Annotated in this window: 19 protein-coding genes; 6 read left to right on the top strand and 13 right to left on the bottom strand. The window is 66.8% G+C overall.

Annotation, left to right across the window (positions count from 1 at the left end; all coding sequences use genetic code 11):
• Nucleotides 1-66: 66 nt before the first annotated feature.
• The 3 genes from VUN84_10115 to aspS form a co-directional block, all read right to left on the bottom strand.
• Nucleotides 67-672: a hypothetical protein gene (locus VUN84_10115; GenBank protein ID XAS62697.1), complete on the bottom strand. Its 606-nt coding sequence runs from the start codon at nucleotides 670-672 to the stop codon at nucleotides 67-69.
• A 342-nt stretch (nucleotides 673-1,014) separates the two neighbouring features.
• A complete protein-coding gene (locus VUN84_10120; GenBank protein ID XAS62698.1) occupies nucleotides 1,015-1,797 on the bottom strand; it encodes a GNAT family N-acetyltransferase in 783 nt (260 codons plus the stop codon).
• Between the two features lie 116 nt (nucleotides 1,798-1,913).
• Nucleotides 1,914-3,695: an aspartate--tRNA ligase gene (aspS, locus tag VUN84_10125; protein XAS62699.1), complete on the bottom strand. Its 1,782-nt coding sequence runs from the start codon at nucleotides 3,693-3,695 to the stop codon at nucleotides 1,914-1,916.
• A 107-nt stretch (nucleotides 3,696-3,802) separates the two neighbouring features.
• Between aspS and VUN84_10130 the strand changes: the two genes are divergently transcribed.
• On the top strand, nucleotides 3,803-5,104 hold the full coding sequence (locus VUN84_10130) for an APC family permease (GenBank protein XAS62700.1): 1,302 nt from the start codon (nucleotides 3,803-3,805) through the stop codon (nucleotides 5,102-5,104).
• Here the strand turns inward: VUN84_10130 and hisS are convergent.
• Nucleotides 5,101-6,447 (bottom strand): histidine--tRNA ligase, encoded by a 1,347-nt coding sequence (gene hisS / locus VUN84_10135; protein ID XAS62701.1) that lies wholly within the window; start codon nucleotides 6,445-6,447, stop codon nucleotides 5,101-5,103. The genes VUN84_10130 and hisS overlap by 4 nt on opposite strands.
• Nucleotides 6,448-6,702: 255 nt before the next feature.
• Between hisS and VUN84_10140 the strand changes: the two genes are divergently transcribed.
• The 3 genes from VUN84_10140 (at nucleotide 6,703) to VUN84_10150 (ending at nucleotide 9,961) form a co-directional block, all read left to right on the top strand.
• Nucleotides 6,703-7,503 carry a peptidylprolyl isomerase gene (locus VUN84_10140; protein ID XAS62702.1) on the top strand — a complete coding sequence of 267 codons (801 nt, stop codon included), beginning with the start codon at nucleotides 6,703-6,705 and terminating at the stop codon, nucleotides 7,501-7,503.
• A 61-nt stretch (nucleotides 7,504-7,564) separates the two neighbouring features.
• On the top strand, nucleotides 7,565-9,226 hold the full coding sequence (locus VUN84_10145; protein ID XAS62703.1) for a DUF349 domain-containing protein: 1,662 nt from the start codon (nucleotides 7,565-7,567) through the stop codon (nucleotides 9,224-9,226).
• A gap of 108 nt (nucleotides 9,227-9,334) precedes the next feature.
• Nucleotides 9,335-9,961, top strand: a complete 627-nt coding sequence (locus VUN84_10150; GenBank protein XAS62704.1) for a hypothetical protein — start codon at nucleotides 9,335-9,337, stop codon at nucleotides 9,959-9,961.
• On the opposite strand, the gene VUN84_10155 is transcribed toward VUN84_10150, so the two are convergent.
• The 9 genes from VUN84_10155 to pdxT all read right to left on the bottom strand — a co-directional run bounded on the left by VUN84_10155 (nucleotide 9,958) and on the right by pdxT (nucleotide 19,965).
• Nucleotides 9,958-12,309: a bifunctional (p)ppGpp synthetase/guanosine-3',5'-bis(diphosphate) 3'-pyrophosphohydrolase gene (locus VUN84_10155; GenBank protein XAS65817.1), complete on the bottom strand. Its 2,352-nt coding sequence runs from the start codon at nucleotides 12,307-12,309 to the stop codon at nucleotides 9,958-9,960. The two genes, VUN84_10150 and VUN84_10155, sit on opposite strands and share 4 nt — an antisense overlap.
• A gap of 215 nt (nucleotides 12,310-12,524) precedes the next feature.
• The gene (gene secF, locus VUN84_10160; protein ID XAS62705.1) at nucleotides 12,525-13,547 is read right to left on the bottom strand and encodes a protein translocase subunit SecF; all 1,023 of its coding nucleotides are present in this window, start codon (nucleotides 13,545-13,547) and stop codon (nucleotides 12,525-12,527) included.
• Nucleotides 13,548-15,323, bottom strand: a complete 1,776-nt coding sequence (gene secD, locus VUN84_10165; GenBank protein ID XAS62706.1) for a protein translocase subunit SecD — start codon at nucleotides 15,321-15,323, stop codon at nucleotides 13,548-13,550.
• Between the two features lie 106 nt (nucleotides 15,324-15,429).
• Nucleotides 15,430-15,837 carry a preprotein translocase subunit YajC gene (gene yajC / locus VUN84_10170; protein ID XAS65818.1) on the bottom strand — a complete coding sequence of 136 codons (408 nt, stop codon included), beginning with the start codon at nucleotides 15,835-15,837 and terminating at the stop codon, nucleotides 15,430-15,432.
• 236 nt (nucleotides 15,838-16,073) lie between these two features.
• Entirely contained in the window at nucleotides 16,074-17,183 is a 1,110-nt protein-coding gene (gene ruvB, locus VUN84_10175; GenBank protein ID XAS62707.1) for a Holliday junction branch migration DNA helicase RuvB, read from the bottom strand.
• Nucleotides 17,176-17,823: a Holliday junction branch migration protein RuvA gene (gene ruvA, locus VUN84_10180; protein XAS62708.1), complete on the bottom strand. Its 648-nt coding sequence runs from the start codon at nucleotides 17,821-17,823 to the stop codon at nucleotides 17,176-17,178. The genes ruvB and ruvA overlap by 8 nt, the downstream gene beginning before the upstream one ends.
• A gap of 106 nt (nucleotides 17,824-17,929) precedes the next feature.
• Nucleotides 17,930-18,508 (bottom strand): crossover junction endodeoxyribonuclease RuvC, encoded by a 579-nt coding sequence (gene ruvC, locus VUN84_10185; GenBank protein XAS62709.1) that lies wholly within the window; start codon nucleotides 18,506-18,508, stop codon nucleotides 17,930-17,932.
• Nucleotides 18,505-19,260 (bottom strand): YebC/PmpR family DNA-binding transcriptional regulator, encoded by a 756-nt coding sequence (locus tag VUN84_10190; GenBank protein XAS62710.1) that lies wholly within the window; start codon nucleotides 19,258-19,260, stop codon nucleotides 18,505-18,507. The genes ruvC and VUN84_10190 overlap by 4 nt, the downstream gene beginning before the upstream one ends.
• Before the next feature lie 3 nt (nucleotides 19,261-19,263).
• Nucleotides 19,264-19,965: a pyridoxal 5'-phosphate synthase glutaminase subunit PdxT gene (gene pdxT, locus VUN84_10195; GenBank protein ID XAS62711.1), complete on the bottom strand. Its 702-nt coding sequence runs from the start codon at nucleotides 19,963-19,965 to the stop codon at nucleotides 19,264-19,266.
• Between the two features lie 82 nt (nucleotides 19,966-20,047).
• Between pdxT and VUN84_10200 the strand changes: the two genes are divergently transcribed.
• The gene (locus tag VUN84_10200; protein XAS62712.1) at nucleotides 20,048-21,367 is read left to right on the top strand and encodes a MurT ligase domain-containing protein; all 1,320 of its coding nucleotides are present in this window, start codon (nucleotides 20,048-20,050) and stop codon (nucleotides 21,365-21,367) included.
• Between the two features lie 29 nt (nucleotides 21,368-21,396).
• The gene (locus tag VUN84_10205) at nucleotides 21,397-22,161 is read left to right on the top strand and encodes a glutamine amidotransferase (protein XAS65819.1); all 765 of its coding nucleotides are present in this window, start codon (nucleotides 21,397-21,399) and stop codon (nucleotides 22,159-22,161) included.
• The last annotated feature ends 35 nt before the right edge of the window (nucleotides 22,162-22,196 follow it).

The raw sequence follows: 22,196 nt of genomic DNA on the forward strand, positions 1-22,196 counted from the left end.
CGTGCCCGGCTCGACGTGCGTTTACATCGAATGCGCCGCTGCCCGTCGAAACGGGGCAGGACCGCCTCACGGCCGGCGTTCGTCCAGATCGTTCGGGAGGACGACGTCCGTCGGGCTAGCGCTTGAGCCACGCACGACGACGCGTGGCGAGCCGATGAAGGGGCCCTGGAGCCACATGGGCACCCGCGCGATCCAGCCGACGATCCAGAAGGCAATGACCGAAAGGGCCATCAGTGCGACACCGCACCAAAACGCCCAGGGTGTCCAGGCCGACCCAAGCAAGTCCAGGCCCAGCTCTGTGCTTCCGGCCACCGCGGCGAACAAGCCGGCTATGAGGAAGAAGCCGATGATGCCGGCACCGGCCCGGATTGCTTCGCCGCCGAGGACTGCCGCGAGAAGAAGAGGCACCACAAGTCCGCCGATGACCAGCACGGCAGCAGTAATACCGAGCGCGTCTCCTGCTTCGCCGTCCACAGTGTCGCTGAGTGGCCCGATGATGAACCCGGCGATGACCGAGACCAGCATGAGAGCTATCAGGACGGTGGTCGCCGTCTTAATAAAGCGGTCGCTGAACCTGTACGTTCCGGCCGGGCGCCGAACCGGCGCGGGTGCCGCCTGCCGCGTCGGCGCCCACGACATCCGCCGCCCGGATGAGTCCTTCTTCATCATCATGTCTCCCCCATGCAATCAGTCGATATTCCGGCGCAATCGGTCGATATTCCGGCCCGGCGTCCGCGACGCCGGATTCCGGCTCGGGAGAACACCTGGGTGTTACTCCGGCCCCATGTGTCCACTAGTATTTCGATCGACTGGATATATCGAGTGTACGGCGGCACCGGTAATCGACCGCAGAAACCGCGGCCGCTCCGGGAAGAAATTCTCCGAACTCCGCCTGGCGGCAGGGACCTGACGGGTTCTAACGGTCCAGCTGTCCCCGCGATGCGGACGTGCCGGCACCATCGTGTGTCTGGACATGCCCTCCCCGGCCGCCGTGGAATCGCTGGAGGACGCCTGTCAGCAGCCGGTATGGTGCCGCTTCGGGCGTTCCTGCCGGTACAAGTAGCGGCCCGCCACGTGGAAGCCGCTGCGGGCGTAAAGCTCCCGGGCGCCTGCATTGGCGGCCGTGACCTGCAACCAATAGCCGGCGAGACCCCGCGCATCCCCTTCGCGGAGCAAGCCTTGCAGGATCCGGGCCGCATAGCCCCGGCGCCGGGCGTCCGGACGCGTTGCCATGCAGTACAGTCCGCCACGGCCCCCGCCCGGCGGTATCGCCAGACGTCCGACGGCGGCGGGCACGCCGGCACCGTCCCGCACGAGGGCGTACAGCGAGGGGCAGCCTTCGAGGATCCCCCGCGCGACGGTGAGGGCATTCTCATCGCCGCGGCCGTCCACACTCCACCACAGCCGCAGCCATTCCAGGGTCGGCGCAGTGGACATGTCGACGCCGTCCCCGAACCCCGGTGACAACCCGCCCCCGTCCCGGACCAGCGCCAGGGTTTCGGATTGCCGGGTGAACCCTTCCGCGTCCAGCAGAGCATGGAGAGGCGCGGAGCCGGGGTCCTCGAATAGCTGGAAGATCACCGGCAACCGGCGTTTGCGGTACCAAAGGCGTGCTCGCCGGAGCCCGTCGAGCTGCGCGCGGGGGTCGGCGCCGGGGTCCCGCGGCCAGATCGAGTTGGCGCGCTGCGTCACGCCGAAGGCGGCGCGGAGCACCCAGCCGCCGGATTCCTCCCGCTCAGCGGCAGGCCAGGCAGCATCCATCAACTCCTCAAGCCCGGTCATCGGTTCCGGTGCCATGAGGGCCTTTCCGTCCGGCGCATCGTCCAGCCTTCCCGCGGGATTCTCAGAACAGCAGATTCGACAGCAAAGGCTCCCCGGTTGCCCGGGGAGCCTTCACCGCTGATCACCAGAGCTTACTTGGTGCCGTCCGCCTTCTTGGCCTCGGGCTTGAAGTCCACACCGGCTTCCTTGCGCTGCTGCGCCGTGATCGGGGCAGGAGCCTGCGTCAGCGGATCGTAGCCGCCGCCGGACTTCGGGAAGGCAATGACGTCGCGGATGGACTCGACCCCGGCCAGCAGCGCCACCACCCGGTCCCAGCCGAACGCGATGCCGCCGTGGGGTGGCGCGCCGAACTTGAAGCCCTCGAGCAGGAAGCCGAACTTGGTCTCGGCATCCGCCTTGTCCAGGCCCATGAGCTCAAAGACCCGTTCCTGGACGTCGCCCTGGTGGATACGGATGGAGCCGCCGCCGATTTCGTTGCCGTTGCAGACGATGTCGTACGCGTAGGACAGCGCGGCTTCGGGATCCTTATCGAAGCTGTCCATGAACTCGGGCTTGGGCGAGGTGAACGCGTGGTGCACCGCGGTCCACTTCCCGGCGCCCACAGCCACGTCGCCGGACGCGACGGCAGCCGCGGCGGGTTCGAACATCGGCGCGTCCACCACCCAGCAGAACGCCCAGTCGCTCGGGTTGATCAGGCCGGTGCGGTGGCCGATTTCCACCCGGGCAGCTCCCAGCAGGGCGCGCGACGGCGTCTTCTCCCCGGCGGCGAAGAAGATGCAGTCACCCGGCTTCGCGCCGACAGCCGCGGCCAGGCCGGCCCGCTCGGTGTCGGTCAGGTTCTTGGCAACGGGACCGGCGAGTTCGCCGTCTTCCTTGAACAGGACGTACGCCAGGCCCTTGGCGCCGCGCTGCTTGGCCCATTCCTGCCAGGCGTCGAGCGCACGGCGGGCCTGGGAGGCGCCGCCCGGCATCACGACGGCGCCAACGTAGGGTGCCTTGAAGACGCCGAAGTTGGTGTCCCTGAAGAACTCGGTGAGCTCGGTGAGCTCCAGTCCGAAGCGCAGGTCGGGCTTGTCCGAGCCGTAGCGGGCCATCGCGTCGTGGTAGGTGATGCGCTGGATCGGCGTCGGGATCTCGACGTCGATCAGCTTCCACAGTGCCTGGACGATGCTTTCGCCGAGCTTGATGATGTCATCCTGCTCCACGAAGCTGGCTTCGATGTCGAGCTGGGTGAACTCCGGCTGGCGGTCCGCGCGGAAATCCTCGTCGCGGTAGCAGCGCGCAATCTGGTAGTACTTCTCGAAACCGCCCACCTGCAGGAGCTGCTTGAACAGCTGGGGTGACTGCGGCAGTGCATACCAGGAGCCCGGCGCCAGGCGTGCGGGGACCACAAAGTCGCGGGCGCCTTCCGGCGTCGAACGCGTCAGCGTGGGCGTTTCGATCTCGACATAGCCGTCCTGGTGCAGCAGTTCACGGGCGACCCGGTTGGCCTCGGAGCGCAGCCGCATGTTGCGGGCGGGACCGGGGCGGCGCAAGTCCAGGTAGCGGTGCTTGAGGCGGGCTTCCTCGCCGACTTCCACGTGCTCGTCGATCTGGAACGGCAGCGGCTCGGAGGTGTTCAGGATTGTGACCTTCTCGGCCATGACCTCAATTTCGCCAGTAGCCAGCGCGGGATTCTCGTTGCCCTCGGGGCGGCGGGAGACTGTGCCGGTCACCTGCAGCACGAACTCGTTGCGCAGCCCGTGGAACACTTCCTCTTCACGGACCACCACCTGGGCCACGCCGGAGGCGTCGCGCAGGTCGACGAAAGCGACACCACCGTGGTCACGACGCCGGCCGACCCAGCCGGCGAGGGAAACGGTTTGTCCAATGTGCTCGGAGCGAAGGGATCCGAGGTCATGTGTGCGCAGCACAGCACGCCTTTCTGAAGAAGACAGAGGGAAATCAAAACTCATGTTCAATAGGATCGCTACTGGAACGATCCCGTTCGAGTTTACCCGCTGGAAAGGCCCCTCCCGCCATGGCAAGCCGCCCCCAGAGCACGCCGTCCCCTGACCAGCCCGCACGGCCGCAGCTGCAGCGCCGCCTGGGCGTCCTTGACGCTACCGCGATCGGGCTCGGTTCCATGCTGGGCGCCGGGGTCTTTGTGGTCTTCGCGCCGGCTGCCGCCCTGGCCGGTCCACTGCTGGCCGTCGCGGTGGCCGTGGCCGGTGTGATTGCGTACTGCAATGCGGTGGCGTCGGCCCAGCTGGCCGCGATATACCCAACGAGCGGCGGAACGTACGTCTACGGCCGGAAGCGGCTCGGTGAGTGGCCGGGCTTCATCGCGGGCTGGGGTTTCGTGACCGGCAAGACCGCGTCGTGCGCGGCGATGGCGTTGACGTTCGGCCACTATGTGGCGCCGGAGTTCGCGACGCCGCTGGCCGTCGCCGCCGTCGTGGTCCTGACCGGCGTGAACCTGCTCGGCATCACCCGCACCGCGCTGTTGACGCGGGTCCTGCTGGGGGTGGTGCTGGCAACCCTGGCGTTCGTGGCAGCTGCGGCCATTCTTGGCCCGCATGCTTCTTCCGGCGTTGCCGCCGGTGCGGGCGGCGCTGCCGCGGCGGGCGGCTGGGGTGTACTCCCCGCCGCCGGGCTGATGTTTTTTGCCTTCGCCGGCTACGCCCGGATCGCGACCTTGGGCGAAGAGGTCAAGGACCCCACCCGCACCATCCCGCGGGCCATTTTCGCCGCACTGGGCGCGGCCTTCGTCATCTATCTCGGACTGGCGCTGCTGCTGCAGTGGCACCTGCCCGCGGAGCAGCTGGCCGGGTCGACGGCGCCGTTGCTCGATGCTGTCACCGCCTCACGGCTCAGCGCCGGCGCCCCGTTCGTTCAGGCGGGCGCGGCCGCCGGGTGCCTCGGTGCCCTGCTGGCCCTGATCACCGGTGTGGGCCGGACCGCCCTGGCGATGGCGCGGGAACGCGACCTGCCGGACCCGCTCGCCCGGGTGGGCGGCATGCACCCGGTTCCGTACCTGGCCGAGCTGGCCGTCGCGGCCGCGGTGATGGTGCTGTTGCTGACCACCAACGTGCTGACCGTGGTGGGTTTCTCCAGCTTCGGCGTGCTGGTCTACTACTCGGTGACGAACGCTGCCGCCTTCACCCTATCCGAGCGTCCCCGGCACGCGCCACGCTGGCTGAATGTCCTGGGCTTCGTCGGTTGCCTGCTCCTGGCCGCCACCCTGCCGCCGGCCTCCGCACTGGGTATGGCAGCGGTGCTGGGCACGGGCGTGGCGGGGCGCTTCCTGGTGTTGAGGCGCCGGCTCCGGCGAACCGCCTAGGCCTGCAGGACCCGGACGTGCAGGTCCTCAGCGGCCGGCGCCCAGGTGGCCGGATCGGCGTCGACCTGTTCCCCGGAGCGGATGTCCTTGACCTGGTGCTTGCCCTCGTCGTCCGTGAACCAGACGAAGGGGATACCGCGGCGGTCAGCGAACTTGATCTGCTTGCCGAACTTCTCCGCCTTGGCCGCCACCTCGGTGGCGATGCCCCGGCTGCGCAGCTCCGCGGCGACGTCCTGCGCCGCACCCCAGCTGTCATCGCTGCTGAGCGCCACCAGCACGGCGGTCGGCACGGACCGGGTTGCCGTGGCGAGCTCCTGGCTGAGGATCCTGGACACCAGCCGGGTGACGCCGATGGAGAGCCCGACGCCGGGGAACTTACGGTTTCCCTTGCTGGCGAGGGCGTCGTAACGTCCGCCGGAGCAGATCGAACCGAGCTGTTCATGGCCCACCAGGACGGTTTCCACGACGGTGCCGGTGTAGTAGTCCAGTCCGCGGGCAATGCTGAGGTCAGCGACCACCTTGCCCGGCGCCCGCTGGACGGCGGCCGCGATAACCTGCTCCAGTTCGGTCAGGCCCTCCTCCAGCAGGTCGTTGCTGACCCCGAGGGCGCGGACCTGCGCCACGAAGGAGGTGTCCCCGGTGCGGATCGAGGCCAGCTTGAGGGCGGACCTGGCCTGCTCGTCGGTGGCGCCAAGCTCGGACTTGAGCAGCTCCGCCACCTTGGCGGCACCGATTTTTTCCAGCTTGTCGATGCTGCGCAGCACGCCGGCGGTGTCGGTGAGGCCGATGCCGTTGTAGAAGCCCTCGGCCAGTTTGCGGTTGTTGATCCGAAGCAGGAAGTCCGGGATCGGCAGGGCGCTGAGGGCCTCGGCAATGACCAGCGCGATCTCGACGTCATAACGGAACGGCAGATCTCCGTCGCCCACGATGTCGATATCCGCCTGGGTGAACTCGCGGGCGCGGCCTTCCTGCGGACGCTCACCGCGCCAGACCTTCTGGATCTGGTACCGGCGGAACGGGAAGGCGAGGTAGCCGGCGTTTTCGACGACGTACCGGGCAAAGGGCACAGTGAGGTCGAAGTGCAGGGCCAGGGCGTGCGGATCACCCTTCTGGGACGCAGGCTCTGCGCCGTCGTCCTCCTGCAGCCGGCTCAGGCCGTACACCTCTTTGTCGATCTCGCCTTTGCGCAGCAGCTGCCCCACCGTTTCCACGGCGCGGGTTTCGATGGAGGAGAATCCATGCAGTTCGAAAACCCGGCGCAGCGTGTCCAGCACGTGCAGCTCCACCAGCCGCTCCTCGGGAAGCCACTCGGGGAATCCGGACAGGGAGGCGGTGCGTGCCATGGTGGGTTTTCTCCTCAGGTAAAACCGGCCCGAGTTCCCTTCGCGGCCGTGGAGTTGAACGGAGCGTCCGAAACGGGGAACAGACGTGCGGCAGAAAGGCCGGTCGTGCATAAACTGTGTGCGGCAGTCAGTTTATGCTTTCCGCGCCCGCAACTTCCAATGCGGCCGGGCAAGGCCGGCTCGCCGGCAGCTTTTCCGCTGAACCTGCGACGGCGCCCCGCGCCGCCCGGGTTCGGCCCTACCCCAGGAGGACTTTTGGCGGCCAGTTCACGGAGCGCCCGCGAAGCCAAGCGGCGCGTCCAGCAAATGGAGGCAAAGCGCGAGCTGCGCAAGGAGCAGGACACGCGCCGAAAGCGCGACACCACCCTTGCCGTCGGCGCAGGAGCGGCAGCGTTGGTTCTCGCCCTGGTGCTGCAGCTGACCGTCTTCTCCGCCAATCCCACCGAGGAAGAATACGCCGCCGCCCAAGCCGGGCTGAACCCGCCCTCCGCCACGCCGTCGGCTTCCCCCGGCAACGCGGAAACTATCCCGAAACCGGAGACTGCGGCGGGCCGGACCTTCACCGGTGAACTTCAGCTCAACACGGGCACCCTCGGTGTCGAACTGGACGGCACCACGGCGCCCCAGGCCGCCGCCGTCTTCAAATCCCTCGCGGACCAGAACTTTTATGCGGGGTTGACGTGCCACCGGCTCACCACTGCCGAGACGTTCGGGGTGTTGCAATGCGGTTCCAAGGCCGGTGACGGGAGTACCGATCCGAGCTACACCTGGGGTCCGCTGGAGAACACCCCCGCGGACAACACCTACCCGGCCGGAACCATCGCAATCGCCAGAAGCGGCGGAAATGCCTACGGCAACGGAACCCAGTTCTTCATCGTCTACAAGGACACCGTTATTCCGGCCGACGCCGCGGGCGGGTACACCGTGGTAGGCAAGGTGACCTCGGGGCTGGATGTCGTGACCACCATCGCGGCAGGCGGACTCAAACCGGGCGATAACGCCACAGACGGCGCCCCCGCCGAACCAGTCACGATAGACTCGTTCTCTCTGAAGTAACCAGCCGTCGCCCTTGCGGCAGCGGCCCCGGTATTTCCCTCCAAGCGAAAGACTTCTAGCGGTGACAGACAGTCAGAAATCCGACGAAACAGTGTCAGCAGCAGCTGCCCACGAGACCGAAGCCGAGGCTCCGGTAACAACCGAGGCAACCGACACACCCACAGCCACAGCACCGGAGACGGAGCCGGAAACAGCAACCGGGCCCGTGCCGGACGCGCCGGAGGCGAAGCCTTCGACCGAGGCCGTCACAGCCGACGCCGCCGATCCCGAGCCCACCGGCGCACCGGCGGATCCGGCTGAGGCGCCGGCCGCGGCTCCGGCCGCTCCTGAGGCTGAGGCCCCGGCCGCTGCTCCTGCGCCCGCCGCTGCCCGTCCCGCGCCCTCACCGGCTGCATTTGCCGCCCGGCCGAAGGCCAAGCTCTCACCGGCGGCTCCGGCCGCCGCGCCGGCGGCGGTGTCTTCGGCCGCGTCGCTGGCCGAGGCTGCACGCTGGGGCCGCGTTGAAGGCGATGGCCAGGTGTTCCTGACCGTCGGCGGCGAAGAGCACCCCGTGGGCCAATACCCGGGGGTCAGCAATGACGAAGCCTTGGGCTACTTCGCCCGGAAGTATGAGGACGTCGTGGCGCAGATCGTCCTGCTGGAACAGCGTGTGGGTTCCAAAGCGCCCGCCACAGACATGAAGAAGACGGTGACCCACCTGCGCGAACAGCTCGCGGGCCACACCATGGTGGGCGATCTCCGCGCCGCCGAGGCCCGCCTGGACACGCTGGACGCGCAGATCACCGACCTTGAAAAGGCGGAGCGGGCTGAACACGACGCCGTCCGCGCCGCCGAACTGGCCGCCCGCGAAGCGATCGTCGCCGAAGCTGAAGAGATCGCGGGCCACGACCCGGCCCAGATCCAGTGGAAGACCTCCAGCGCCCGGATGAACGAATTGTTCGAGAGCTGGAAGACCGCCCAAAAGAGCGGCGTCCGGCTCGGCCGCAGCAATGAGGACTCCCTGTGGAAGCGGTTCCGCGCCGCCCGTACGGTCTTCGACCGGCACCGCCGCGCATACTTCTCCCAGCTGGACAGCACCAACTCGGCAGCCAAGGCTGCCAAGGAAAAGCTGATCACCGACGCGGAGGCTCTCTCGGCCTCCACTGACTGGGGTTTCGCCGCCGGTGAGTACCGCCGGCTGATGGATGACTGGAAGGCCTCACCGCGCGCCAGCCGCAAGGACGACGACGCCCTCTGGGCCCGGTTCCGCGCCGCGCAGGACGTCTTCTTTACGAACCGGCAGGCCGCCAATGAGGAAATCGACCAGGAGTACGGGGCGAACCTCACCGTGAAGGAGGCCCTGCTGGTGGAAGCCAACGAACTGCTTCCCATCAAGGACCTCAGCGCCGCCAAGAAGGCGCTCCAGTCCATCCGTGACCGGTGGGAAGAAGCCGGCAAGGTTCCGCGTGCCGACATGGGTCGGGTCGAGGCCGGGCTGCGGAAGGTCGAAGACGCTGTTCGCCACGCAGAGGATGAGAACTGGAAGCGGTCCAATCCGGAAACGAAGGCACGCACCAACAGCGCACTGTCGCAGCTGGAATCTGCCATTGCCGGACTCCGGGATGACCTGGCCAAGGCAGAGAAAGCCGGCGACGAGCGCAAGATCAAGGCCGCCAAGGAAGCCCTCGAGGCCCGCGAGGCGTGGCTGGAGCAGCTCGAAAAGTCAGCCAGTGAGCTCTCCTAGCCGCGGGTCGTCCACGTAACACGATATTGGCTGCAGGCCCCGTCCCGGTTATCCACATGACCGGGACGGGGCCTGTCCGCTTTTTCGGGGACCGGACAGGATGGCTGAATGGTCATTGTTTCCGGCCCGCAGGTACTTCCCCCGCCGGCGTTCCCGCAGGGTCCGCCAGAGCTGTATTCCCCCGGGGCGCTCTTCTCCTGGCCCGAACTCCAGGCGTTGGCGCTCGACGGCGTCCTGGTTCAGCTCTACCAGCGCGGCTACCTGCCGCCGGGCACCAGCCCCACTCCGCGGCTCCGGGCCCGCGCGGCCGCCATCCTCGTCAGTCCGGCCATCCGCCAGCGGGTGGTCGCGGGCAGGATGACTGCGGCGTGGATTTACGGCTGCGCCGCCGAACCGGACCGGCTCGCCCTCCTCATAGACGCCAACCGGCGGATCTCCAGCTTGCGCTCCACCCGCGGCTGCACCTTCCACGAGGTGCGCCTGGGACCGTTCGACGTCGTCAGTCTGGGCGGGCTGCTGGTCACCAGCCCACTGCGGACCTGCGTGGACCTAGCGCTGCACGTGGACTCTGCCCGCGCTGTGCCGGCCCTGCGGGCGCTGTTGGACACACCCGAACTGGGGCTGCGTCTGCGGCTGCTCATCCGCGCCGTTGAAGCGACGCCCAGGGTGCCGCACAAGACGCTCGCCCTGGCGAAACTAGAATCGTTGCAGGCCGGCCCGGCGCCCCCAGGCTAGTTGCGTCTCCGGTTGCCGGTGGTCCGGTACACGTCGAAGACTCCGTCGATGCGGCGGACGGCGCTCAACACGTGGCTCAGGTATTTGGGGTCGCCCATCTCGAAAGCAAACTTGGAGATGGCCACCCGGTCCGTGGACGTGTGCACGCTGGCGGCCAGGATGTTGACGTGGTTCTCCGACAGGATCCGGGTCACGTCCGAGAGCAGCGACTTGCGGTCGAGTGCTTCGACCTGGATTTCGACCAGGAAGACGCTCGACTGGGTTGGAGCCCACTCCACCTCCACGATCCGGTCCGGTTGTTCCAAAAGGCCACTGACGTTGGTGCAGTCCGTGCGGTGCACAGAGACGCCGGAGCCGCGGGTCACGAAACCCAGGATCGGGTCGGGTGGAACCGGAGTGCAGCAGCGGGCGAGCTTGACCCACACATCGTCCACTCCGCGGACCACGACGCCCGAATCGGAGTACCGGGCCTTGGAGACCTGGGTGGGAATCGACACCTCAGTGAGGTCGTCTTCGGGAGTGTCGTTGCCGCCCAGGCTTTCGACGAGGCGTTCCATGACGGACTGGGCGGACGTATGGCCGTCACCCACGCCGGCGTAGAGACCTGAAATGTCGACGTACTTGAAGTCTTCGGCGATCGCGGCGAGGGCATCGTGGGTCATCAGGCGCTGCAACGGCAGGTTCTGTTTCCGCATCGCCTTTGTCAGCAGTTCCTTGCCGCGATCAATTGACTCTTCGCGGCGTTCCTTGCTGAACCACTGGCGGATCTTGTTGCGCGCCCGCGCGCTCTTGACGAAATGCTGCCAATCCTGGCTGGGGCCCGCCCCTTCGGCTTTGGAAGTGAAGATCTCCACCCAGTCGCCATGGTTCAATTCGCTGTTGAGCGGGACCAGTTTGCCGTTGACCCGGGCGCCAATGGTCCGGTGGCCCACCTCGGTATGGACGGCGTAGGCGAAGTCCACAGGCGTGGAACCGGCCGGCAAAGCCATGACCTCACCCTTCGGGGTGAATACGAAGACTTCCCGGGCATTGATTTCAAAGCGCAGGGAATCAAGGAACTCACCGGGGTCGGAGGTTTCCTGCTGCCAGTCCACCAGCGACCGCAGCCAGCCCATGTCGCCGTCGCGGGGGCTTCCCGGCCCGGCCGCCGCACGGTTCGGCTGGTCCTTGTACTTCCAGTGCGCGGCAACGCCATATTCGGCGCGGCGGTGCATTTCGTGGGTGCGGATCTGGATTTCCACCGGCTTGCCGCCCGGGCCGATCACCGTGGTGTGCAGCGACTGGTACATGTTGAACTTGGGCATCGCGATGTAATCCTTGAACCTCCCGGGAAGGGGGTTCCAGCGGGAGTGCATGGCGCCCAGTGCTGCGTAGCAATCCCGGACGGAGTCCACCAGGACGCGGACGCCCATGAGGTCGTTGATGTCGTCGAAGTCCTTATCCCGGACGATCATCTTCTGGTAGATCGAGTAGTAGTGCTTCGGCCGGCCCGTGATGGTGGCCTTGATCTTGGCCGCGCGCAGGTCCTCGGTGATCTGGTTCCGAATCACGGAGAGGTTCTTCTCGCGCTCGGGGGTCCGGTCCCCCACCATGCGCACGATTTCCTCGTAAACCTTCGGGTACAGGGCCGCGAACGAGAGATCTTCCAGTTCCCACTTGATGGTGTTCATACCGAGCCGGTGCGCCAGCGGGGCAAAGATTTCCAAGGTTTCCCGGGCCTTGCGCGCCGAGGATTCAGCCGAGACGAAGCGCCAGGTCCTGGCGTTGTGCAGCCGGTCGGCCAGCTTGATCATCAGGACCCGGATGTCCTTGGCCATGGCCACGACCATTTTGCGCACTGTCTCTGACTGGGCGGCCTCGCCGAAGCTGACCTTGTCAAGCTTGGTAACACCGTCCACCAGCATGGCCACCTCAGGCCCGAACTCGCCCTTGAGATCCTCCAGGGTGTAGGACGTGTCCTCGACGGTGTCGTGCAGGAGCGCCGCCGCCAGGGTGGTTCCGCTGAGTCCCAGCTCGGCAAGGATGGTGGCCACCGCGACGGGGTGGGTGATGTACGGGTCGCCACTTTTGCGTTTCTGCCCGCGGTGGCAGCTCTCCGCCACGACGAAGGCGCGTTGGATGAGGTCGAAATCCTCTTTGGGATTGTTGGCCCGCACGGTGCGCAGCAGCGGCTCAAGGATGGGCGAGTACGCGGGCGCACCGCGGCCGGTCAGGCGCGCAAGGCGGGATCGGGTCCGTTCGCGGCGGCCGGGGAAGGTGGGGCGGGCGCCGGAGCTGTCGACCGGGACGGGCGGATCCGCGCGTCCGGGAGCCTCCACACCAGTCTGCGAGCCCTGGCCGGGAGCCAAATCCGCGGGAGCTGACGGCACCGGCGTCGAACGTTCTTCCAATGGAACACCTCTCCAAACCCGTTAATTCTTCCAGTCTATTCCGCGGCAGGATACATCGATAACCGGCGCCGATACGGCGACGGGCCGGAGAGCGTCACGAAGGACGATCTCCGGCCCGTCGCCGAACCCGGGTGAACCGGTCCGGCGGCCGACCCCGCAGGGGGCCGCAGCGGCTAGGCCGTGGCGGGCGATGCTGCGGAGTCGGATTTCGCAGCAGCATGGGCGCGGCGCTGGTGCACGCGCGCGGCCTGCTTGACCAGCTCCGGTTCGCCCTGGCGCAGCCAGGCGTAAAGCGGCGCCGCGATGAAAATCGTCGCGGCCGTGCCGATCAAGATGCCCACAAACAAGGCCAACGACAGGTCCCGGAGGGTGCCGGCACCCAGCAGGCCCGCGCCGATGAAGAGGATGGCCCCGACCGGAAGAATCGCAACCATCATGGTGTTGATGGAGCGGACCAGAGTCTGGTTGACGGCCAGGTTGACCTCCTCGCCGAAGGTCCGGCGGGTCGATGCCTGCAGATCCGCGGTGTTCTCCCGGATCTTGTCGAAGACCACCACGGTGTCATACAGGGAGTAGCTCAAGACGGTGAGGAAGCCGATGATGGCCGAAGGCGTGACCTCGAAATCACTGAGGGCGTAGACGCCGGCTGTGATGAACATTGTCACAAGCATGCCCACCAGGGCGGAGAGTGACATCTTCCAGGTCCGGAAGTAGAGCGCCATGAGCACCGCGGCGAGGGCAACGAAGATCGCCAGGCCGAGCAGCGCCTGCTTGGTGACGTCAGCACCCCAGGTAGGGCCGACGAAGTTGGACGTTACCTCGTTGTCGGTCACGCCGTACGCCTGGGTCAGGCCCGCTTTGATCTGGAGTGTCTCATCTTCGGTCAGCTTGTCCGTCTGGATGCGCATGGTGCTGCCGGCGACGTTCGCCACCCGCGGGATGCTGCCGGGAACGACGTCCGTGACCGCTTTCTCACCGACGGTCGCGTCGGTGGTTTTGACGTTGGAAACGGTGAATTCCGAACCGCCCCGGAACTCGATGCCGAGGTTGAAGCCGCCCTTGACCACCGGAAGCAGGATCGAGAGCGCCACCAGGACGCCTGCGATCAGGAACCATATCTTCTTGGAGTCGACGAAGTCGTAGGAGCGCTTGCCTGTGTAGAGCTCATTGCCGAAATTGGCGAAACTGACGGCCATTTAGTTGCCCTCCTTGGATGTGCTCTTGGAGGAGCCGGCAAGTTGTCCTTGTTGATCCTGGCCCTGGCGTTCCGCGAGGCGTCGTTCTGCAATGGTCATCCGGCGTTGGGCCTCGGCCGTGGCGCCGGTGTTCTTGCCCCGGGGGGCCGTGGCCGGTTTGTCCTCCGGCGTGCGGATCCGTCCGGCGCCCCGGTAGAGGGGCACCGCACCCAGGCGCTTGGGGTCCAGGCCCGAGAATTTGTGGCCTTCACCGAAGAACTTGGTGCGGGCCAGCAGCTGCAGGGTGGGGTGGGTGAACATGAAGACGACGATGAGGTCGGCGATTGCGGTCAGGCCGAGGGTGAACGCGAAACCGCGGACGTTGCCCACGGCCACGAAGTACAGCACCAGGGCGGCCAGCAGGTTGACGGCCTTGGAGGCCAGGACGGTACGCTTGGCGCGCTTCCAGCCGTTCTCGACGGCCGACACCAGGCCGCGGCCCTCACGGAGTTCGTCACGGATACGTTCGAAGTAGACGATGAAGGAGTCCGCCGTCTGGCCGATGGCCACGATGATGCCCGCGACGCCGGCGAGGGACAGCCGGTAATTCTCGGTCCAGCCGAGGATGGCAATAGCAAGGTAGGTCAGGGCCCCGGCGACGACGAGCGAAGCGACAGTGACGAAGCCCAGGGCGCGGTACTGGAACAGGGAATACACGACCACCAGCAACAGACCGATCAGACCCGCCAGCATGCCCATCCGGAGTTGTTCCCCGCCGAGGGTTGCCGAGATCTGCTGTTCGCTCTGGATTTCGAAGCTGATAGGCAGGGCGCCGAAGCGGAGCTGGTCCGAAAGGGCCTTGGCGCTCTGCTCCGTGAATCCGCCGGTGATCTGCGGGCGGCCGTCGGTGATGACAGCCTGGGACCGCGGGGCCGAAATGACCTGGTCGTCCAGGACAATGGCGAACTGCGATTTGGGATCAGAGCCGCTGGCGCCGCCGGCGGCGACATAGAACTCGTTCAGCCGTTCGGTGACCGTCTTGAACTTGGCCGTGCCCTCTTCGTTGAACTGGATGTTCACAGCCCACTCGTTGGTCACGGCACCCTGGGCGCCGCGCTGGAGCTGGAAGGACGAACCCGCGATGTCTGATCCCTTGACCTCGACCGGGCCGAGGATGTACTTCACCGCGGGCCTGCCGTCGGCTGCAGGTTCGCAGGTGACCAGCGGCTTGGCCGGGTCGGAGCGTTCCTGCTTGTCCTGCGAAGGGTTGTCGCAGTCGAGCGTCTCGAACTTCTTGTAAATCTCGGGGGTAACCCAGTTGACGTCGCTGCCGTTGGTGGGTTCCGCCGTGGGCTTGGGCAGCTGGTCCTCCGGAGTCAGCGACTCGGTGGGGACAACTGCGCCCGGGCCGGCCTGGAGGACGGGCCGGAAGTTCATGTCGGCGGACGCCTGGATCAGCGCACGGGTCTCCTTGGAGGGTGTTCCCGGCAGGCTGACGACGACGTTGCGTCCGGACTGGGTGCTGATTTCCGCTTCCGCGACACCTGATCCGTCCACGCGCTGACGGATAATCGCCACGGCCTGGTTGAGCTGTTCTTCGTTGATGTCCGAACCGCCTTCAACCTTGGGCGCCAGGATCATCTGGGTGCCGCCTTCAAGGTCCAGGGCGAGCTTGGGAGCCCAGCTCGCCTGGCCGGCCATCGTGCCGCCGGCCAGGACCGCGGTCAGGACGGCGAGGATAACGCCGAGCCAGACCAGCACCCTGAGGGCTGAGTTTTTGGGGCCAGTTCGTGCCATTGTCGATCTTTCTATTGTTTACGGGAAAACCGCCGTGCGGCCCTGAGAGGCCGCACCGGCGGTGGCCCCGCAGCCGTTACTTCGCGGGACAGCTCAAACAGGCAGACTAGCTGTCTTTCTTGCCTTCGTCGTTGAGGCGGCGCAGGGTTTCTTCCGATGTCTCCACCCGCGGGGCATCATTGACGGGCGCGGTGCTCTGCGCTTTGTCGATGGTCAGCGAGGACGCGTCGTCCGGAACGACAGTGGGCTCCTCGGCGGCGGCAACCGGCTCAACGATCTTCGTGACGGCCTGGCGGTGCACAGTGGCGGTGTTGCCCGGGGAGAGTTCGAGCAGGACCTTGTTCTCGTCCTCGTCAATCTCAACGATCCGACCGTACAGGCCGAAGCTGGTCATGACCTCGACGCCGGGGGCAAACGTCGACTGCAGCTTGGCCTGCTGCTGCTGGGTCTTCTTGTTGCGGCGGAACATCATGAAGACGAAGACGCCGAGCATGGCGAACAACAGAATAGTCATGATGTCGATGCCGCCGCCGGCCTGCGGCTGGGTCTGGGCAGAGATAAGTCCGAACACAGGAATAGTTCCGTTCTGTACTTGCGTAGCTGGTTTTACAGCAACGTCCGCTTCGCTCCGGGATGGCTGGCGGGCAATCGTGCCGAGCCGACGGCGGCCGGGTACCGGCCGCGCTTAGAACAAAGACCCGAACGTGCCGAGCGTCATACCAGTCTAAAGGGAAAAGGGTACGGCGCGGTCTATTGACTGTTACGGATCCATTCCGGATCAGCGTCGCCGCCGGCCACGGCCGCCGGCTCCGTGTCGTCGCCGGCGGTGAACAGTTCCAACGGGTCCTGCGCGAAGATGCCTGGCGGCACGGCGAACCCGAGGTGTGTCCAGGCCGGGGCGAGGGCGATCCGCCCCCGCGGGGTGCGTCCCAGCAGGCCCTCGCGGACGAGGTACGGCTCGGCGACGGTTTCCACCGTCTCTGTTTCCTCGCCGACGGCGATGGCCAGCGTGGACAGGCCCACGGGTCCGCCGCCGAATTTAGTGATGAGGGCTTCGAGGACGGCGCGGTCCAGCCGGTCCAGGCCACGTTTGTCCACTTCGTACATGTCCAGCGCCGCGGACGCGGCCCGGGCATCGATTTGCTCAATCCCGTGCACCAGGGCCCAGTCGCGGACCCGGCGCAGGAGGCGGTTGGCGATACGGGGCGTCCCGCGGGACCGTCCCGCAATTTCACTGAACCCGGCGGAATTGACCTTCAGGTCCAGGAGGCCCGCGGAGCGCCGGAGCACGAGTTCGAGCTCGGCCACTGAGTAGAACTCGAGGTGCCCGGTGAAGCCGAAGCGGTCCCGGAGCGGACCGGGAAGCAGGCCGGCGCGGGTGGTGGCGCCCACCAAAGTAAACGGCGGAAGTTCCAAGGGAATGGCGGTGGCCCCGGCGCCCTTGCCGACCACGATGTCGACCCGGAAGTCCTCCATCGCCATGTAGAGCATTTCCTCGGCCGGCCGGGACATCCGGTGGATCTCGTCAAGGAAAAGGACTTCCCCTTCGGACAACGAGGACAAAATGGCGGCAAGGTCGCCGGCGTGCTGGATGGCGGGGCCGCTGCTGATCCGCAGCGGGGCGTTCATTTCAGCAGCAATGATCATCGACAGCGTGGTCTTGCCCAGTCCCGGCGGGCCGGAGAGCAGGACGTGGTCGGCGCTGCGGCCCCGCATGCGGGAGGCCTCCAAAACCAGCGAGAGCTGTTTACGGACCCGGTGCTGGCCCACGAAGTCGTGCAGGTTCTTGGGCCGAAGGGCGGCTTCGATGACGCGCTCCTCCGGTTCCTCTCCCCCGGCGACGACCGACGGCTCAGCCACGGGCGCCGGCCCTGTTCCCGGCGCGGGCGCCGTCCTGGCCCAGCCAGCGCAAGGTGGCGCGCAGGATCTCGGCAACATTGCCCTTCTCGGCCAGCTCCGGGTAATCGGCGAGGGACTTCTCGATGCTGGACGTCGCGTCCTTCTCGGACCAGCCCAGGCTCGTCATGGCCGCGACGACCTGCGGCTTCCAGACCGACTCGGACGACGCCGGCGGCGCTGTGGAACTGGCGGCCGTGCCGTGCGGCACCAGCTTTCCCGCCAGTTCAAGGACGATCCGCCCGGCCACCTTGGGCCCGATGCCGGGCACCTTGGTGAAGGCTTTGCCGTCCCCGGAGTGCGCGGCGACGCGGATTGCTTCGGGCTCGTGCACGGCCAGGACGGCGAGGGCCAGCCGGGGTCCGACGCCGCTGACGCTGAGAAGGATGTCAAAGACCTCGCGTTCGTCGTCGGAGCCGAATCCGAACAAGGTGAGGGAGTCCTCGCGCACGATCAGGGAGGTGAAGAGCTTTCCCTCCTCACCGGCGCGCAGCCTGCTGAGGGTCTGCGGGGTGGCGTTCACGCTCATACCGGCGCCGTTGAGGTCGATCACGGCGGAAGCCAGGCCGACGTGCGCTACGGTTCCGCGGAGAAAACTGATCAAAGCCGGGCTCCTGAAAATTCAGCTGAAAAGGGAAACCGGGAACACCCGGCTATCCGAACATATCTACGAATAGCCTAGCAAGTTCCGCGGCGGCACGGCCGGACATTCAGCGCGCGCGGCGCGCCTTCGCCTCAGCGTCCGCCCAGGCCCGCTGGGCCGGGGTGAGCGACAGACTGCCCGGCCCGGTGGTAGCCACCGACGCGCCGCTCCCGGCCCGCCACGCATGGGTAATCGCCAGCGCCAGGGCGTCGGCGGCGTCGGCGGGGCGGGGCGGGGCATCGAGGCGAAGAATCTTGGTAACCAGCTTGGTGACTGCGTCCTTGTTCGAGGTTCCGCTGCCGGTCACGGCCGCTTTGACCTCGGACGGGGTGTGCAGCGCTACCGGGATGCCGCGCCGCGCGGCGGCGGCGATCACGACGCCGGATGCCTGCGCCACGCCCATGACGGTGCTGACATTGAGTTGGGAGAACACCCGCTCGACGGCGAGGACGTGCGGTTCGTATTGGTCCAGCCACTCGTCAATGGAGGTGGCGATCACGAGCAGGCGCTGGTCCAGGCTCTCCTGCGGAGAGGTTCCGACGACGCCGAACGCCACCATGGTGGCGCGGCGGTTCTTCTCGACGTCCACGACGCCGATCCCGCAGCGGGTGAGGCCCGGGTCGACGCCGAGGACGCGAAGGGTCACTCGGCTTCCAGTGCGGCCTGCACTTCGTCGCTGAGATCGGCGTTGCTGTACACGTTCTGGACGTCATCGAGCTCTTCAAGGGCATCGACGAGCTTCAGGAATTTCTTGGCCGCCTCGAGGTCCAGCGGCACCTGCATGGAGGGCACGAATTCGGCCTCGTCGGTGTCGTACTCAATTCCGGCTTCCTTGAGCGCATCCCGGATGGCCTGCAGGTCCGTCGGTTCGGAGTGGATCTCAAAGGTCTCGCCGTTGTCCTTGACTTCCTCGGCCCCGGCATCGAGGACGGCCATGAGGATGTCGTCCTCGCCCAGGCCGTTTTTCTGCAGCGAGACAACGCCCTTGCGGGAGAAGAGGTAGCTGACCGACCCGGGGTCGGCGATGGTCCCGCCGTTGCGGGAGATGGCGAGCCGGACCTCGGAGGCGGCACGGTTCTTATTGTCCGTAAGGCACTCGATCAGCAGCGCGGAGCCCTGCGGGCCGCGGCTTTCGTACATGATCTCGGTGTAGTCCACCACTTCGCCGGTGAGGCCGGCACCGCGCTTAATGGCACGGTCGATGTTGTCCGCGGGGACGGAGGTCTTCTTGGCTTTGGTGACGGCGAGTTCCAGGCCGGGGTTGCCGGCGAGGTCCGGCCCGCCCATGCGTGCAGCGACTTCGATGTTCTTGATCAGCTTGGCGAACGACTTGGCCCTGCGGCTGTCGAGGATGGCCTTCTTATGCTTGGTCGTCGCCCATTTGGAGTGGCCTGACATGCTTTACGCTTCTCCTCTGATCATTCGAATAAACAATTCGTGCACGCGCTTCTCCCCTGTCACTTCCGGGTGGAAGGAGGTGGCCAGCAGCTTGCCGGAACGCACTGCAACAATTCTAGCCGTCCCCGCCAGCGCCTCGGGGTGGGAGGCCTTGGCGGGCTCCACTTTGGCGAGCACCTCCACCCCGGTGCCGACGCGTTCCACCCAGGGTCCGCGGATGAAGACGGCGTGCACCGGGGCCACCCCGTTCGCGGTGGCGCTGAAGTCGAGGCCGCGGAAGTCGAGGTCGGTTTCGAAGGACTCGCGCTGCCGGCCGAAGGCGTTCCGGCGCACGGTGATGTCCAGACCGCCAAACGTTTGTTGCGGGTTGCCGGCGAGGTCTCTCGCGGGGTCGGCGATTTCCTCGGCAAGGAGAATCATCCCGGCGCAGGAGCCGTAGACCGGCAGCCCGTCCTGGATACGCTTGCGCAGCGGTTCGCGGAGCCCGAAGGCCCGGGACAGTTTGTCGATGGTGGTGGATTCGCCGCCGGGGATCACAAGGCCGTCGAGGCCCTCGAGCTCGGCGGGCCGGCGGACACCAATGCCCGTGGCGCCGGCGTCTTCCACCGCGTGCAGGTGTTCGCGGAAATCGCCCTGAAGTGCCAGAACGCCAATCCGCAGGCCTGTTCCCGCGCGGGAAGGGGGCACAGAAGTGGGGTTGGTCATCCGAACAGCATAGTGGCCGGAAAGCCCCCCGCGCCGCGGCCCTGCGCCGCTTCCATGCCGTCGCTGGGATATATTACAAAGCATGTTTTACTTCAGCGTTCCGCTCGGCAAGCTCGTCCGCCGGGTCTCCCGGCTCAGGGGCGGAGGCTCAGCCCTCCCCGGGCTCGTCGTCGAAAAGATCGATCCCGGGTTCATGCGCAGGACGCTTTCCACCTTGCCGCACGGTGTGGCCGTCGTGAGCGGCACGAACGGCAAGACGACCACCACCAAGATGGTGGTGGAACTGCTGGAGAGCCAGGGCCTGAAGGTCTTCACCAACCGCACCGGCAGCAATTTCACCCGCGGTGTGGCCGCTGCGCTGATCGGCGAGGTGGACTGGCGGGGCAGGCTCGACGCCGACGTCGCGGTCCTGGAACTGGACGAGGCCCACGCGGTGCACTTCGTCAACCAGGTGCCGCCACGCTACAGCCTGCTGCTCAATGTCCTGCGCGACCAGCTGGACCGCTTTGGCGAGATTGACAAGACCGCGCAACTGCTCCAGCACATCGCCGCCAAAACCACCGGCACTGTGGTGTTGAACCGGGAGGACCCGCGCGTCGCCCGAATCGCGGAATCGCTCAAGACAAACACCCTCACCGGTCCCGGCGTCCTCTACTTCGGTCTGGACGATTCGCTGCTGAGCACGTTCCCGAACGACGACGAGATGCGGGCGGCTCCCGGCAGCCCGGTGCCGCCGGCTCCCGCCAAGCCGCACGCCGACGTCGTGCTCCGCCGGGTGGGTGTGGCGGATGCGGACTTCGAGTACGACGGCGTCACTGCTACCACGGCGATGAAGCTCCGCGGCGTCTACAACATCTTCAATGCGGCGGCAGCGCTCACGTTGGCGCGGGCCATTGCAGTGAAGGACACGGTCCAGGGGACGACGGCTGCCGCGGACAATGCGGGGCTGCTGAAGGCACTGTCCCAGGTGGCGCCGGCCTTCGGCCGCGGCGAAAGCCTGGTGGTCGGCGGCTTGCCCCTGGATCTGGTGCTGGTTAAGAACCCCAGCGGCTTCCGCCTCGGGCTGAAGTCCTTTCCGGCCGAGGGCTACGCCACCATGATCGCCATTAATGACAACTACGCCGACGGCCGGGACATGTCCTGGCTCTGGGACGTGGAGTTCGACACCCTCCGCGCAGGCGGCGTGGAGCAGCTGAGCGGCTCCCGCGCCTACGACATGGCCCTCCGTCTGCAGTACGACGACGTCCCGATCCGCGCCGTGAACACCGAGATCGCACCGGCGCTGGCCGCCTTCATCAGCGGCGCCAACGACAAGCCCAAGCGGGTTTTCTGCACCTACACAGCGATGCTGGCAATCCGCCGTGAGCTGTCCAAAATCACCACAGTGGAGGTGGTCTCTTGACCCCCCAGTCCCCCGCCGGCGAACCGCATTTGTCCTTCGGTCACGAGCTCCCGCCCGGGGAAGCCCCGGGAGCCGGCAAGGGCGCGATCCGGGTCCTGCAGCTGTACCCGCGCGACATGAACATCTACGGCGACTGGGGCAACGCCCTGGTGCTGGCACAGCGGCTGCGCTGGCACGGCTACACCCCGGAACTGCTCGAATACAACGTAGGCGATGAGTTTCCGGCGGACATCGACCTGATCGTTGGCGGCGGCGGACAGGACAGCGGCCAACTCGTCATCCAGGATGACCTGTTCTCGCGTGGGCCCGTGCTCAAGGAACTGGCCGAGGACGGCACCCCGATGCTGGTGATCTGCGGCCTTTACCAGCTGTTCGGAAAGTTCTTTAAAACCCGGACGGGCTCCGTCATTCCCGGGATCGGTATCCTGGACGTGGAAACCCACGGCACTGACGAACGGCTCATTGGCAACGTCGCGGTGTCCTCCCCCGAGTTCGGCACCGTCCTGGGGTACGAGAACCACAGCGGGCAGACCACCCTCGGGGCGGGCCTCGCACCCCTGGGGTCCAGCGCCAAGGGCACCGGCAACAACAGCAGTGACGGCCAGGAGGGTGCCCGCTACCGGAACATTGTGGCGAGCTACCTGCACGGTTCCCTTCTTCCGAAAAACCCTGCCCTGGCGGACTTCCTCATCCGGACTGCCGTCGAACGCAAGTACGGCAGCTTTTCCCCGGGTGCCCCGGATGACTCTTACGCGGCCCTCGCCCGGGAACACGCCGCCCGCCGCCCGCGCTGACGGCCACGGCGCGGTGCGAGGTATCCGGGTAGCAT

The organism is Micrococcaceae bacterium Sec5.8 (assembly GCA_039636775.1).
Lineage (GTDB): Bacteria > Actinomycetota > Actinomycetes > Actinomycetales > Micrococcaceae > Arthrobacter.

What these genes read in the sequence shown, in the direction of transcription:
- VUN84_10115 (XAS62697.1), bottom strand. Translation starts at nt 672, where the DNA reads ATGATGATGAAGAAGGACTCATCCGGGCGGCGGATGTCGTGGGCGCCG.
- VUN84_10120 (XAS62698.1), bottom strand. Translation starts at nt 1,797, where the DNA reads ATGGCACCGGAACCGATGACCGGGCTTGAGGAGTTGATGGATGCTGCC.
- VUN84_10130 (XAS62700.1), top strand. Translation starts at nt 3,803, where the DNA reads ATGGCAAGCCGCCCCCAGAGCACGCCGTCCCCTGACCAGCCCGCACGG.
- hisS (XAS62701.1), bottom strand. Translation starts at nt 6,447, where the DNA reads ATGGCACGCACCGCCTCCCTGTCCGGATTCCCCGAGTGGCTTCCCGAG.
- VUN84_10150 (XAS62704.1), top strand. Translation starts at nt 9,335, where the DNA reads ATGGTCATTGTTTCCGGCCCGCAGGTACTTCCCCCGCCGGCGTTCCCG.
- secF (XAS62705.1), bottom strand. Translation starts at nt 13,547, where the DNA reads ATGGCCGTCAGTTTCGCCAATTTCGGCAATGAGCTCTACACAGGCAAG.
- secD (XAS62706.1), bottom strand. Translation starts at nt 15,323, where the DNA reads ATGGCACGAACTGGCCCCAAAAACTCAGCCCTCAGGGTGCTGGTCTGG.
- yajC (XAS65818.1), bottom strand. Translation starts at nt 15,837, where the DNA reads ATGACTATTCTGTTGTTCGCCATGCTCGGCGTCTTCGTCTTCATGATG.
- VUN84_10190 (XAS62710.1), bottom strand. Translation starts at nt 19,260, where the DNA reads ATGTCAGGCCACTCCAAATGGGCGACGACCAAGCATAAGAAGGCCATC.
- pdxT (XAS62711.1), bottom strand. Translation starts at nt 19,965, where the DNA reads ATGACCAACCCCACTTCTGTGCCCCCTTCCCGCGCGGGAACAGGCCTG.
- VUN84_10200 (XAS62712.1), top strand. Translation starts at nt 20,048, where the DNA reads ATGTTTTACTTCAGCGTTCCGCTCGGCAAGCTCGTCCGCCGGGTCTCC.